The following is a 13,060-nucleotide window of genomic DNA, read 5'->3' on the forward strand; positions in this document are numbered from 1 at the left end:
GACGACCGTGACCCTCGCCGCCGCGCACGCAGACACCGGCGACACCGCCTGGCTGCTCGCCGCCACCGCCCTCGTCCTGCTGATGACGCCCGGCCTGGCCCTCTTCTACGGCGGCATGGTCCGCACGAAGAGCGTCCTCAACATGCTGATGATGAGCTTCGTGTCGATCGCCCTCGTCACGGTGGTGTGGCTCGTCGCCGGATACTCCCTCGCCTTCGGCGACGACGCCGGCGGCGGCCTGATCGGCGGACTGCGGGACGCCGGGATGGCGGATCTCGGACCGGCCAGCGTGCACGGCAGCGTGCCCACCCTGCTCTTCGCGACCTTCCAGCTCACCTTCGCGATCGTCACGGCCGCCCTGGTCAGCGGCGCGATCGCGGACCGGACGAAGTTCGGGGCGTGGCTGGTCTTCGTACCCGTCTGGACGCTGCTGGTATACGTTCCAGTCGCCCACTGGGTGTGGGGCCCCGGCGGCTGGATCGTGCACGAGCTCGGCGCCCTCGACTTCGCGGGCGGCCTGCCGGTCGAGATCACCTCCGGCGCCTCCGGGCTCGCCCTGTGCCTGGTCCTCGGTCCGCGGCTGGGCTTCAAGAAGGACGCCATGCGCCCGCACAACCTGCCCATGGTCATGCTGGGCGCGGGCCTGCTGTGGTTCGGCTGGTTCGGCTTCAACGCCGGTTCGGCCCTCGGCGCCGACGGCCTCGCGGCCGCCGCCTTCCTCAACACCCTCGCCGCCGGCTGCACCGGCCTGCTCGGCTGGCTCTTCGTCGAGCAGAAGCGCGACGGCCACCCGACGACGCTGGGCGCGGCGTCCGGCGCGGTCGCCGGCCTGGTCGCCGTCACGCCGTCCTGCGGGTCCGTCTCGCTGCTCGGCGCGCTGGTGGTGGGCCTGGCCGCCGGCGTCGTCTGCTCGTACGCGGTGAGCTGGAAGTTCAAGCTGAACTACGACGACTCCCTCGACGTCGTCGGCGTCCACCTGGTCGGCGGTGTCATCGGCACCCTGCTCATCGGCGTCTTCGCCGAGAAGGCGATGACCGGCGGCGCCGAGGGCCTGTTCTACGGCGGCGGGCTCGCCCAGCTCGGCCGGCAGCTGGTGGCCGTGGCGGTCGTCGGGGCGTACGCCTTCGGCGTCACGTACGGCCTCGGCAAGCTGATCGACGTCATCATGGGCTTCCGCGCGAGCGAGGAGCAGGAGTACACCGGCCTGGACCTTACGGTGCACGCGGAGACGGCATACGATCACGGCGTCCTGGGGCACGGCGCCCCGGTCGCCCCGTCCGTCCTCTCCCCCGCGCAGAAGGTCAAAAACCAGGCATGAAGCTGATCACCGCGGTCGTCAAGCCGTACCGCCTCGACGAGGTGAAGACCGCTCTGCAGGAGCTCGGCGTGCACGGGCTGACCGTGACCGAGGCCAGCGGGTACGGCCGTCAGCGCGGCCACACCGAGGTCTACCGCGGCGCCGAGTACCAGGTCGACCTCGTCCCCAAGGTCCGCATCGAGGTCGTCGTCGAGGACGCGGAGTCCGACGCCGTGATCGACGCGATCGTCAAGGCCGCGCAGACGGGGAAGATCGGGGACGGGAAGGTGTGGGCGGTGCCGGTGGAGACGGTCGTGCGGGTACGGACGGGCGAACGCGGCCCCGACGCCCTCTGAGCGGCGCGGCAAGGCGCCGGCGCGCCGACCGGGGCCGCCCGCCGCGCCGGCGGGCCCGCACCAGCAGCGCTCCGCCCGCCACCGCCGCGGCGAGCAGCAGAGCCACCGCCGGCCACGGCAGCGCCAGGAACGACGCGCCGCCCGACTCCCGGGTGCCGTTCGCGCGCGCCGTCAGCGTGACATCGGCCCGGTCCAGCTGCGGTGCCCCGGACCAGGGCTCGGTGAGCCGGACCCGCTGCCCCGGCAGCAGCTCGGCGGGGACCCTGGTCACCTTCCGCGCCAGCAGCGTCCGGCCGAACAGCCCGCGCGCCGTCAACTCCACCTCGGGGCCGAGGGTGACGTTGCCGGTGTTGTGGAGGGTGTAGGAGATCGTCGCGGTGCTGTCGCCGAGGCCGGGCAGGAGCGGCTGGTGGTGGCTGACCCGCACGTTCTCCACGGCGATCGCGGGCAGCGCGGGGCCGCCCACCCTGAGGTAGATCCGGGCGCCGACGGCCCGCCGCACCCCGAGCGCCAGGGAGCCGCCGCTCTTCTCCACCCGCTCGTCCAGCGCGACGATCGCCCCGGGGTGGTCGCCCGGCTCGGCGCCCTCGGGCACCCGCAGCGTGAACGGCACGGTGACGGACCGGTGCCCGGGGACCGTCACCCGGGACTTCGCGGGCCTCGCCCACGCGCCCACGCCCCGCATCCGCTCCTGCACCGTGCGCACCGCGAACCCGCCGTCGCGGGCGGTGTTGTAGGCGTCGGCGGCGTAGAGCCGGAAGGTCAGGGGCCGGGCCGTCTTGTTGGCGACGACGACCTCGTCCTCGAGGGTCTGCCCGGGATCGGCGGAGAGATAGAAGTACGGCCGCGCGGCGACGGCGGAGGCGGCGGGGTGGACCGACCAGCTCCCGTTGTCCGCGGCGCGGGCGGGGACGGCGGCCGTCACCGGCAGCAGCACCACGCCCAGCAGCAGGGACAGCAGGGACAACAACGGCAGGAGCGACAGGCGGCGGACGTACGGCTTGCGCATGGGTGCGGGCCTCCCACGGACGTCGCGACAGGTGCGGTCGTGCGGCGCTGCGGCGCTTTCGGCTGTGCGGCACTGCGGCTGTGCGGCTGTGCGGCTGTGCCGGGGCGGACGGGCGGGTGCGGGCCGGCGATGCGGCCGCCCGGCCGCCTGACACGACGGTGCTCGGACGGTACGTGCGTGCGTGCGTGCGTGCGGTGGACGGTGCCTGCGGTCAGGTGAGCGTGAGCGTCAGCACGCCGGAGTACGACCCCGGAGGCGTGAACGCCGGTACGTCCAGGGAGAGCCGGGCGTCCGCCGTGAACTCACCGCCGGTGAGCGTGGAGTCGGGAGCGGAGGCCAGGGTCGCCCCCGAGCCGCCCACCGTGCCCGCGGAGCCGGCCTGGCAGGTGCTCGGGCTGCCCGCCTTGGTGACGCACGCGGGTGTCCAGCTCAGCTTCCCGGCGTCGATCTTGGCACCGGGTCCGGTGAAGTCGGTGACCTTGCCGGTCAGGGACCAGCCCGCGGGTCCACCGCGGAAGTCCTTGACGGTCACCGTCCGCAGGTTCCCGGTGGAGGCGCCGCCCCGGCCGAAATCGACCGCCGAGAGGGACACCGCGTCCCCGGCCTGGGACATGGACAGCGTCCCCGCCTTCACGGTGGTGGTCAGCTTCTGGCTCCCGGCGGGCACCGGGGTGTCGTCGACGACGGTGTACGCGGCCGGTCCCGCGCCCTTGCCATCGCTCCACGCGCTGCCCTCGTACGCCACGATCCCCGTCGTGGTCCTGTCGTTGACGGTGAGCGAACCGCTGAAGGTGCCCGTGGACGTGGCGGTCACCGTCGCCGTGTCCGCGGTCTGGGCCGCCCCGGACCGCCCGGCGAGGGTGACGGTGGCGCCCGGCGTGAAGTCGCTGCCGGTGACGGTCACGCTGTCACCGGGCTTGCCGGATGCCGAACCCAGGCTGATCGCACGGGTGTTGGGCTGCGTCGCGTCGGTCGCGGTGACGCTCTCCGAGACCGGTGCGGGCGGGTTCGTCACCGTGCAGGGGGTGTCCAGCTCCATGATGTAGCTGGTGTGGATGTTGTAGTCACCGGGCGAGAGCGTGATCGTGCCCGCGTGGGTGACGGTGAACGTCCCGGTCATCGAGAAGGACGGGAAGGCCCCCTTGCCCGGTACCGGGTCGTTCTTCTTCGGGCCGGTGACCGTGACGTCGCCGCTCTGGGCGCCGCCGAGGGTCACCTTGCCGGTCGGCGTCATGATGTCGGCCGGCAGGGCCAGTTCGGTGGGGTTGCCGGCGGCGGGCTTCACCACCGTGTAGGTCACCGTGACCGTGTCGCCCACCTTGGCGTTCTCCTTGTCCACCGAGACGTTCGCGGTGGTGGTGCCGTCGATCGGCGGAAGTCCCGCGATCGCCGGCGGGATGCAGTGCGTCGCGTAGTCCACGTCGGTACCCGCCGCGCCGGCCGGGCAGGCCAGCGCGCCGTTCGCCGCGACCGCGAGAGCGGCCACGCCGAGCAGCGGGATCAGACGCCGTCTTCGGGATCCCCTGGACCTCCAGGGGCTTCGACCCTTGGAACCCATCCTTGCCCCCTCCTGAAGGGATGCGGGCGCAGCGGCTCTCCGCGCCCGGGCAGGGGGCCATTGATGTGGAGACGAGGTGAGAAGTCAATGGAGATGCGGCAGGAAAACTGACGAGCTGTCAGATACGTCGCCAGACGCGTCGTCGGATGCATCGCCGTCTCGCGTTCTCCTGCCGCATCGGGAGGCCGGGGGTGCGGTGGGCCCGGGGGGATCGGCCGGAGATCGACCGGACGTCAGCCGGGGATCAACCGGACGTCAGTCGCGGATCAGCCGGACGTCAGTCGAACACGAACGGGCCGGGCGACTGGTTGGCGGTCGCCGTGCAGGTGACGGTGATGCCGAAGATCACCATCTTCAGCGAGCCGCCGTACATGTCGAGGCTGTCGCCGGAGGCCACGGTGCCGGGGAGAGGGCCGACGGTGACCGCGGAGCCGGCGGCCATGGCCGGGTTCACGGTCCCGCTGAAGACGGACGTGCCGCCGCCCGCCTTGGTCATGGTGAGCGTGGACTTGATCGAGTTCGCCGACAGTGCGAGCGGGGTGGTGATCGCCGTCGACGAGAGGGTGAGGGTGGCCGAGGTGCCGCTCTGGGTGGCCGTGAGGGTGGCGGCGCCGCCGCCGAAGGCGCCGCAGTTGGCGGTGATCGCCGCCGACTGCGGGGTGACCGCCAGCGCGCCGGGCGCGAACGCCAGCCCGGCGACCGCGAGGGCCCCCGCTGTCAGTGCCGCACCTGTTCCGATTCGTTTGGCTCTCATGGGATCCGGTTCCCTTCCCGAGTCTGGGAATGCCATGGGGATGGACGGGAGGAATCCGGCCGGGCCGTCGGCGAGCGTGGTGCGGGACGCTGCGCGGGCGGTGACGACCGTCGGCGGTGACCGCGGGGGTGACCGCCGGGGGTGGACCTGACGGCCCGCCGGAACTGTCGTCCCCATTGATGCGCCCGGGGCCGAGAACGGCAAGGGCGGATTCCGGACCACTTCCGCCCGGACCGGAACCCGGCGCACCGCACAGGGCACACGGCGCCCCCGGCCTCCGTTCCGGTGCCGAAAAGCCCTACGGCGTTGTCAGTAGCGCGTCGTACCCTTGGAATCGCGAGGCCGCCCTCAGCCAGGCGGCCGTGACGAGGAGGAATCGCAGGCCTACAGAGCCGGCCCATGACTGAGACACCCACAGCTCACACCTCCGCGCAGGAACAGGCACGAGCACAGTTCACCGTCCCCGCCCAGCACCCCATGGTGACGGTCCTGGGGTCCGGCGATGTTCTCCTGCGCGTGATCGAGAAAGCCTTCCCGGCGGCCGACATCCACGTCCGGGGCAATGAGATCAGCGTGGTCGGGGACCCGGTGGAGGTCGCCCTCGTCTCACGCGTGTTCGACGAGATGATGCTGGTGCTCCGCACCGGGCAGCCGATGACGGAGGACGCAGTGGAACGCTCGATCGCCATGCTGAAGGCGAGCGAGAACGGGACGAGCGACGGCCACGAGACCCCGGCCGAGGTACTGACGCAGAACATCCTGTCCTCCCGCGGCCGCACGATCCGCCCCAAGACCCTCAACCAGAAGCGGTACGTCGACGCGATCGACAAGCACACGGTCGTCTTCGGCATCGGCCCCGCCGGCACCGGCAAGACCTACCTCGCCATGGCCAAGGCGGTGCAGGCGCTGCAGTCCAAGCAGGTCAACCGCATCATCCTGACCCGTCCCGCGGTCGAGGCGGGCGAACGCCTGGGCTTCCTGCCCGGCACCCTCTACGAGAAGATCGACCCCTACCTGCGCCCGCTGTACGACGCACTGCACGACATGCTGGACCCGGACTCGATCCCCCGCCTGATGGCGGCGGGCACGATCGAGGTGGCCCCGCTGGCTTATATGCGCGGTCGCACCCTCAACGACGCCTTCATCATCCTGGACGAGGCGCAGAACACCTCGCCCGAGCAGATGAAGATGTTCCTCACCCGGCTCGGGTTCGACTCGAAGATCGTCATCACGGGTGACGTGACGCAGGTCGACCTCCCGGAGGGCACCAAGTCGGGTCTGCGCCAGGTGCAGGAGATCCTCGACGGCGTCGAGGACGTCCACTTCTCCCGGCTCACCTCGCACGACGTCGTACGGCACAAGCTGGTGGGCCGTATCGTCGACGCCTACGAGAAGTACGACAGCAAGCACGGCACCGAGAACGGCACCCAGAAGGGCGGCCGGGGCAGGCAGTCCGGGCACAAGGGGAAGTAGACCGAGCAGCACCATGTCGATCGACGTCAACAACGAGTCCGGAACCGAGGTCGACGAGCAGGCGATCCTCGACATCGCCCGCTACGCACTCGCGCGGATGCGCATCCACCCGCTCTCCGAGCTCTCGGTGATCGTCGTGGACGCCGACGCCATGGAGCAGCTGCACATGCAGTGGATGGACCTGCCGGGGCCGACGGACGTCATGTCCTTCCCGATGGACGAGCTGCGTCCGCCGTCGAAGGACGACGACGAGCCCCCGCAGGGCCTGCTCGGCGACATCGTGCTGTGTCCCGAGGTCGCCGCGAAGCAGGGCGCCGAGGCTCCCACACAGCACTCCATGGACGAGGAGCTGCACCTGCTCACCGTCCACGGCGTGCTGCACCTCCTCGGGTACGACCACGAGGAGCCGGACGAGAAGGCCGAGATGTTCGGCCTGCAGGCCGCCATCGTGGACGGCTGGCGCGCGGAGCGGGGCCTGACCGGCCCGTCCCCGGCCCCGACCGTGTCATGAGCCCGCAGATCGTGGCCGGCGCGATCGCGCTGGTCGTCGTCGCCTGGCTGGCCGCCTGCGCCGAGGCGGGCCTGGCGCGGGTGTCCAGTTTCCGCGCCGAGGAGGCCGTGCGCTCGGGCCGGCGGGGCAGCGCCAAACTGGCACAGGTCGCCGCCGACCCCACCCGCTACCTCAACGTGGCCCTGCTGGTCCGCGTCGCCTGCGAGATGGCGGCGGCCGCCCTGGTGACGTACGCCTGCCTGCAGTCGATTCGGGGCACGACCAGTGCCCTGCTGGCCGCGATCGGCGTGATGGTCCTGGTGTCGTACGTCGCCGTCGGCGTGTCCCCGCGCACCATCGGCCGCCAGCACCCGCTGAACACGGCGACGGCGGCGGCGTACGTGCTGGTGCCGCTGGCCCGGATCATGGGCCCGATCCCGTCGCTGCTGATCCTCATCGGCAACGCGCTCACCCCCGGCAAGGGCTTCCGCCGCGGCCCGTTCGCCTCCGAGGCGGAGCTGCGGGCGCTGGTGGACCTGGCGGAGAAGGAGTCGCTGATCGAGGACGAGGAGCGCCGGATGGTGCACTCGGTCTTCGAACTCGGCGACACGCTCGTGCGGGAGGTCATGGTCCCGCGGACCGACCTGGTGGTGATCGAGCGGTACAAGACGATCCGGCAGGCGCTGACGCTGGCGCTGCGCTCCGGCTTCTCGCGCATCCCGGTCACCGGCGAGAGCGAGGACGACATCGTCGGGATCGTGTACCTGAAGGACCTGGCCCGCAAGACGCACATCAGCCGGGACGCCGAGAACGAGCTGGTGTCCACGGCCATGCGGCCGGCGTTCTTCGTGCCCGACACCAAGAACGCGGGCGATCTGCTGCGGGAGATGCAGAAGGAGCGCAACCACGTCGCCGTGGTCGTCGACGAGTACGGCGGCACGGCGGGCATCGTCACCATCGAGGACATCCTCGAGGAGATCGTCGGCGAGATCACCGACGAGTACGACCGTGAGCTGCCGCCGGTGGAGGACCTCGGCGACGACCGCTACCGGGTCACCGCCCGCCTCGACATCACCGACCTCGGCGAGCTGTACGGCCTCGACGAGTACGACGACGAGGACGTGGAGACGGTCGGCGGTCTGCTCGCCAAGGCGCTGGGCCGGGTTCCGATCGCGGGCGCGTCGAGCGTCGTCGAGCTGCCGGACGGCCGGGAGCTGCGGCTGACCGCGGAGGCGGCGGCCGGACGCCGGAACAAGATCGTGACGGTGCTGGTGGAGCCGGTCGGCCCCGCCGGGCCGGCCGAGGAGGAGAAGAAGCCGGAGTGACCCCGCAGCGGTTGCGCACCCTGTGCCTGTCCTTCAACGCCGCCGTGGAGGACTTCCCGTTCGGCCCGGACACCTCGGTCTTCAAGGTGCTGGGCAAGATGTTCGCCCTGTCGAGCCTGGACGCGCGGCCGCTGACGGTGAACCTGAAGTGCGATCCGGAGGACGCGGTGCGGCTGCGCGCGGAGCACGAGGGTCTGATCGTTCCCGGCTGGCACATGAACAAGCGCCACTGGAACACGGTCACGGTCGACGGCGGGCTCCCCGACCGCCTGGTCCGGGAGCTCGTGGAGGACTCCTACGACCTGGTGGTGGCGGGGCTGCCGCGCGCGGACCGGCTCCGTCTCGACCGCCCCTGAGCCGACGGCCACCCCGTGGGCTGATGACCGGCGCGGGTGTTCGTATGCTCGGAGCATGACCGACAGCAACGCGCTTGACCCCGAGGACCGCAAGATCGTCACCCTGGCCCGTTCCGCGCGGGCCCGCAACGGTGTGCCCGAGGGGGCGGCCGTGCGGGACGAGACCGGCCGTACCTATGTCGCCGGGACGGTGGACCTGGCGTCGCTGAAGCTGAGCGCGCTGCAGACGGCGGTGGCGATGGCGGTGGCGTCCGGGGCGAAGTCGCTGGAGGCGGCGGCCGTGGTGACGGAGGCGGAGACGGCGTCGGCCGGCGATCTGGCCGCGGTCCGGGACCTGGGCGGCGCGGCGACGCCGGTGCTGGTCGCCGCCCCGGACGGCTCCCTGCGGGCGACGGTCACGGCGGGCTGACAGCCCGCCCGGACCGCGGTCGGTCCAGCGCGACGACGGCGCGCACAACGCCGTCGTCACCCGCGAAGCGGCCCTCTCCCGGGCGGGACGCCCGGGGTCTCCGACACGGGCCTCCCGTGGTCTCCGACACGGGCCTCCCGGTCCGCACGAGCCTCACCCCGACCGGCTCCGGCCCCCACGCCCCTCGCCCGACACGGCCCTCGCACCGGACGACTCCCTCCGGGCGAGGGTCACGGCGGCTGAAACCGCACCCAGCCGCGTCCTCCAGCCCGGCCCAGCCCGGCCCAGCGCGGCAACCGCCCGCACAGCGCCGGCCGCCCGCACGACGACCCTCCCCCGGGCAGGCGGCACCCTCGCAACGCGCCACGTGTCCCCCCGGCGGACGGCACCCCCGCGCACCCTGGGCGCTCACCCGGGCAGGCGGGCGGCACCCCAAGACGCGCCTGGCCCCACCCGGGCAGGCGGACGACAACCTGCGCGACGCGCCGCGTGCTCCCCCGGCCGGACAGCAGCCCGCGACACGCCCTCGCCGGACGGCACACCCGGGGCGTTGACCGCGCGAGGGCGCGAGGGTCAGCCCGAGCGGCCGAAGCCGATGGTCGGGACCGCTCGTTGCAGTGGCCAGGGTCTCGCCTCCGCCGGCAGGAGGCGTTGCAGGAAGGCGTACCGGCGCAGGGCTGCCGGGTCCTGGCCGTCGACCGACTGGACCTTGCGCCACCAGGCACCGATCTCCGACCAGCCGGGGGCCGACAGGGAGCCGCCGAACTCCTGGACCGACAGGGCCGCGGTCAGGCCGGCGAAGGCGAGCCGGTCGGCCAGCGGCCAGCCCGCCAGCGAGCCGGTGACGAAGCCGGCCACGAAGACGTCCCCGGCGCCGGTGGGGTCGAGGGCCTCCACGGCGATGGCGGGCACCTCCGCGCTCTCGCCGGTGCGCCGGTCCACCGCGTACGCGCCCTCCGCGCCGAGGGTGACGACGGCGACCGGCACGTACTCGGTGAGGGCGTGCGCGGCGGCGCGCGGGCAGCCGGTGCCGGTGTAGCGCATGGCCTCCTCCGCGTTCGGCAGGAACGCCTCGCAGTGCCGGAGGTCGGTCAGGCCGGCCAGGTCCCAGGCGCCGGTGTCGTCCCAGCCGACGTCGCCGAAGACGCGGGTGCCCTTGCGCGCGGCCTGCGCGATCCAGGGGGCGCTGCGGCCGGGGGTGAGGGAGGCGACGGCGGCGCGGGCGCGGGGCGGGCAGTCGGGGGCGGGTTCCTCCGGCGGCGGTTCGTGGCCGTGGGAGACCATCGTGCGTTCGCCCTCGTAGGCCATCGAGACGGTGACCGGGGAGTGCCAGCCGGGCACGGTGCGGGAGGGGGACAGGTCGATGCCCTCGCCCTGTTGCAGGACGTCCCAGCAGTACTCCCCGTAGTGGTCGTCGCCGAAGGCCGCCGCCAGGGAGGTGCGCAGGCCGAGGCGGGCCAGTGCGGTGGCCATGTTGGCGACGCCGCCGGGGCTGGAGCCCATCCCGCGCGCCCAGGACTCCGTGCCGCGGACCGGCGCGGAGTCGAGCCCGGTGAAGATGATGTCGAGGAAGACCGTGCCCGTCAGGTACACGTCCCAGGGCGGGTCGTCCGGTGTGCGCAGGGCGGCGAGGGGATCGAGATGGGCCCAGCTCTGCGTCGCCCGGGTGAGGGGCGAGGGTCCCTTTCCGTCGGTCGCGGTCACGGTGCACTCCCTGGCATGGTGCGGATCAGGACAGTGTGCACCACAGGACCGACAGCGAGGGCGCGCGCGCCACGCGGGGCCGGGCGGGCGCCGGCCCGGCCCGCGCCGGCGTCACCAGCGGGGGACGGACGGGGCGGCCCAGCCGGGCTCGGCGACGCGCATGGCGGCCGCGTCGTCGCGGTCGCGCAGTGCGCCGTCGTCGTCGAGCCAGCGCCGGTGCAGCGAGCGCAGCCGGTCGCGGTCGAGTTCCACGCCGAGGCCGGGCAGGTCCGGCACGGTGACCTTGCCGCCGTGGAAGGTCAGCCGCTCGGTGAGGACGTCCTCCGACTGCCAGGGGTAGTGGGTGTCGCAGGCGTGGCGCAGGCCGGGGACGGTCGAGGCGACGTGGGTCATCGCGGCCAGGCTGATGCCCAGGTGGGTGTTGGAGTGCATGGACACGCCGACGCCGAAGGCGTGGCAGACGGCGGCGAGCCTGCGGGTGGCGTGCAGGCCGCCCCAGTAGTGGTGGTCGGAGAGCAGCACCTGGACGGCGCCCGCGGTGAACGCCTCCTCGATCTCGTCGAACGTGGTCACGCACATGTTGGTGGCGAGCGGCACGCCGGTGCGGGCGGCGACCTCCGCCATGGCGGGCGTGCCGAGGACCGGGTCCTCCAGGTATTCGAGGACGCCGGCCAGTTCGTCCGCCACCCGCAGGGCCGTCGGCACGGACCAGGCGCCGTTGGGGTCGAGGCGCAGCGGGTGCCCGGGGAACGCCTCCGCCAGGGCGCGGACGGCGGCGGTCTCCTCGTCCGGCGGGAAGACGCCGCCCTTGAGCTTGAAGGAGGTGAACCCGTACCGCTCGGTGAACCGGCGGGCCTGTTCGACCACCCCGGCCGGGTCGACGGCGGCGCCCCAGTCGTCCTTCTCGCAGGGCACGCCGTCGGGGTGGGCGGCCCACCGGTAGAAGAGGTAGGCGCTGTACTCGACGGCGTCCCGCACCTTGCCGCCGAGCAGGGCGTGCACGGGCAGGCCGAGCGCCTTGCCGAGGGCGTCGAGGCAGGCGACCTCGAAGGCGGAGACGACGGACAGGCGCAGCTTGTCGGCGGTCTGGACGCCGCGCAGCCCGCCGACGTCGACCCGGCCGGAGACGCGGGAGGCGTCCACGGCGACCGCGTCGGCGACGGCGGGCAGGGCGTTGGTGTCGGTGATCCGGCGGCCGGTCAGCCGGGCGGCCAGCGGGCGGGCGAGTTCCAGGTACTTGGTGTCGCCGTAGGTCTCGCCGACGCCGGTGACCCCGTCGGCGGTCTCCACCTCGACGATCAGCCGGGGCGTGTACGGCTGGTGCACGCCCTGCGTGTTGAGCAGGGGCGGGTCGGCGACCAGGACCGGGGTGAGGCGGACGTCCGCGATGGTGAGGTTCACCGGGGCGCTTCATCTCCCTATGTAGACGACATCCACGTATGGAGATGAGGTTAGGCAGCCGGACACGGGGCGTCAACGGCGCGTCCGGCCCCGTACGATCGGCGCATGCCGGAGACAGCAGGCGGCGCGGGAGGCGCCGGAGGCGTCCGCGAGGTGAAGTCGGCGGCGCGGACGGTGGAGCTGCTGGAGCTGCTCGCCGCGCGCGGCGACCGGCCGGCGCGGCTGCAGGAGCTGGCGGACGCCCTGGAGGTGCCGCGCAGCTCCATGTACGCGCTGCTGCAGACGCTGGCCGGCCGGGGCTGGGTGCGCACCGACGTCACCGGCTCGCTCTACGGCATCGGCATCCGCGCCCTGCTCACCGGCACCAACTACCTCGACTCCGACCCGCGCGTGCGCGCCGTGCGCCCGTACCTCGACGAGGCGTCGGAGGCGCTCGGCGAGACCGTCCACCTGGGGCGGCTGGACGGCCGGGACGTGGCCTACCTGGCGACCCGGGAGTCGCACGAGTACCTCAGGACGATCAGCAGGGTCGGCCGCAGGCTGCCGGCGCACGCGGGCGCGCTGGGCAAGGCGCTGCTGGCCGAGCGCCCCGACGCCGAGCTGCCCCCGGGGCCGTACGAGGCGCTGACCGCGCGCACGCACACCGGCCGCGCGTCACTGGCCGCCGACCTCGCCGGGGTCCGCGCCCGCGGGTACGCGGTCGACCGCGAGGAGGGCGTGCCCGGCATCGTGGGCTTCGGGTTCGCCCTGCGCTACGACTCCCCCGCGCGGGACGCGGTCAGCTGCTCGGTGCCGGTGGCCCGGCTGACGCCGGAGCACGAGGAGCGGATCGTGGCGGTGATGCGGGAGATCCGGACGAAGATCGAGGCGACCGTCCCGGCCGGCGGCGGAACCGTGCAGTGGCGCTGAGCCCCGGCGGGTGAGGTCG

At 73.1% G+C, this 13,060-nt stretch carries 13 protein-coding genes; 8 read left to right on the forward strand and 5 right to left on the reverse strand.

All coding sequences use genetic code 11. From position 1 onward, the window contains the following. Positions 1 to 7: 7 nt before the first annotated feature. Both ACZ5GT_RS11695 and ACZ5GT_RS11700 read left to right on the forward strand, forming a co-directional pair. Positions 8 to 1,318 carry an ammonium transporter gene (locus ACZ5GT_RS11695; RefSeq protein WP_469019333.1) on the forward strand — a complete coding sequence of 437 codons (1,311 nt, stop codon included), beginning with the start codon at positions 8 to 10 and terminating at the stop codon, positions 1,316 to 1,318. Beyond that, on the forward strand, positions 1,315 to 1,653 hold the full coding sequence (locus ACZ5GT_RS11700) for a P-II family nitrogen regulator (RefSeq protein ID WP_469019336.1): 339 nt from the start codon (positions 1,315 to 1,317) through the stop codon (positions 1,651 to 1,653). The genes ACZ5GT_RS11695 and ACZ5GT_RS11700 overlap by 4 nt, the downstream gene beginning before the upstream one ends. Here the strand turns inward: ACZ5GT_RS11700 and ACZ5GT_RS11705 are convergent. The 3 genes from ACZ5GT_RS11705 to ACZ5GT_RS11715 form a co-directional block, all read right to left on the reverse strand. Beyond that, a complete protein-coding gene (locus ACZ5GT_RS11705) occupies positions 1,547 to 2,662 on the reverse strand; it encodes a DUF916 domain-containing protein (RefSeq protein WP_469019339.1) in 1,116 nt (371 codons plus the stop codon). The two genes, ACZ5GT_RS11700 and ACZ5GT_RS11705, sit on opposite strands and share 107 nt — an antisense overlap. Positions 2,663 to 2,873: 211 nt before the next feature. Then, the gene (locus ACZ5GT_RS11710) at positions 2,874 to 4,220 is read right to left on the reverse strand and encodes a WxL domain-containing protein (RefSeq protein WP_469019342.1); all 1,347 of its coding nucleotides are present in this window, start codon (positions 4,218 to 4,220) and stop codon (positions 2,874 to 2,876) included. A gap of 277 nt (positions 4,221 to 4,497) precedes the next feature. Continuing rightward, entirely contained in the window at positions 4,498 to 4,974 is a 477-nt protein-coding gene (locus ACZ5GT_RS11715; protein WP_360746018.1) for a hypothetical protein, read from the reverse strand. Positions 4,975 to 5,373: 399 nt separating this feature from the next. Between ACZ5GT_RS11715 and ACZ5GT_RS11720 the strand changes: the two genes are divergently transcribed. The 5 genes from ACZ5GT_RS11720 to ACZ5GT_RS11740 are packed head-to-tail and all read left to right on the forward strand — an operon-like array spanning position 5,374 to position 9,027. Continuing rightward, positions 5,374 to 6,447: a PhoH family protein gene (locus ACZ5GT_RS11720; protein ID WP_469019346.1), complete on the forward strand. Its 1,074-nt coding sequence runs from the start codon at positions 5,374 to 5,376 to the stop codon at positions 6,445 to 6,447. Positions 6,448 to 6,460: 13 nt separating this feature from the next. Then, positions 6,461 to 6,958: an rRNA maturation RNase YbeY gene (ybeY, locus tag ACZ5GT_RS11725; protein WP_324784306.1), complete on the forward strand. Its 498-nt coding sequence runs from the start codon at positions 6,461 to 6,463 to the stop codon at positions 6,956 to 6,958. After that, positions 6,955 to 8,262 (forward strand): hemolysin family protein, encoded by a 1,308-nt coding sequence (locus ACZ5GT_RS11730; RefSeq protein ID WP_469019350.1) that lies wholly within the window; start codon positions 6,955 to 6,957, stop codon positions 8,260 to 8,262. The genes ybeY and ACZ5GT_RS11730 overlap by 4 nt, the downstream gene beginning before the upstream one ends. Further along, on the forward strand, positions 8,259 to 8,618 hold the full coding sequence (locus tag ACZ5GT_RS11735) for an MmcQ/YjbR family DNA-binding protein (protein ID WP_469019355.1): 360 nt from the start codon (positions 8,259 to 8,261) through the stop codon (positions 8,616 to 8,618). Before ACZ5GT_RS11730 ends, ACZ5GT_RS11735 begins: the two co-directional genes overlap by 4 nt. Before the next feature lie 55 nt (positions 8,619 to 8,673). Further along, the gene (locus ACZ5GT_RS11740; RefSeq protein ID WP_469019360.1) at positions 8,674 to 9,027 is read left to right on the forward strand and encodes a cytidine deaminase; all 354 of its coding nucleotides are present in this window, start codon (positions 8,674 to 8,676) and stop codon (positions 9,025 to 9,027) included. A gap of 573 nt (positions 9,028 to 9,600) precedes the next feature. Here the strand turns inward: ACZ5GT_RS11740 and ACZ5GT_RS11745 are convergent. Together ACZ5GT_RS11745 and ACZ5GT_RS11750 are read right to left on the reverse strand one after the other, a co-directional pair. Beyond that, positions 9,601 to 10,731 (reverse strand): carbohydrate kinase family protein, encoded by a 1,131-nt coding sequence (locus ACZ5GT_RS11745; protein ID WP_469019365.1) that lies wholly within the window; start codon positions 10,729 to 10,731, stop codon positions 9,601 to 9,603. 111 nt (positions 10,732 to 10,842) lie between these two features. Further along, on the reverse strand, positions 10,843 to 12,132 hold the full coding sequence (locus tag ACZ5GT_RS11750; RefSeq protein ID WP_469019370.1) for a glucarate dehydratase family protein: 1,290 nt from the start codon (positions 12,130 to 12,132) through the stop codon (positions 10,843 to 10,845). A 105-nt stretch (positions 12,133 to 12,237) separates the two neighbouring features. Between ACZ5GT_RS11750 and ACZ5GT_RS11755 the strand changes: the two genes are divergently transcribed. Then, the gene (locus ACZ5GT_RS11755; RefSeq protein ID WP_469019373.1) at positions 12,238 to 13,041 is read left to right on the forward strand and encodes an IclR family transcriptional regulator; all 804 of its coding nucleotides are present in this window, start codon (positions 12,238 to 12,240) and stop codon (positions 13,039 to 13,041) included. The last annotated feature ends 19 nt before the right edge of the window (positions 13,042 to 13,060 follow it).

Source organism: Streptomyces sp. NPDC031340, assembly GCF_055569945.1.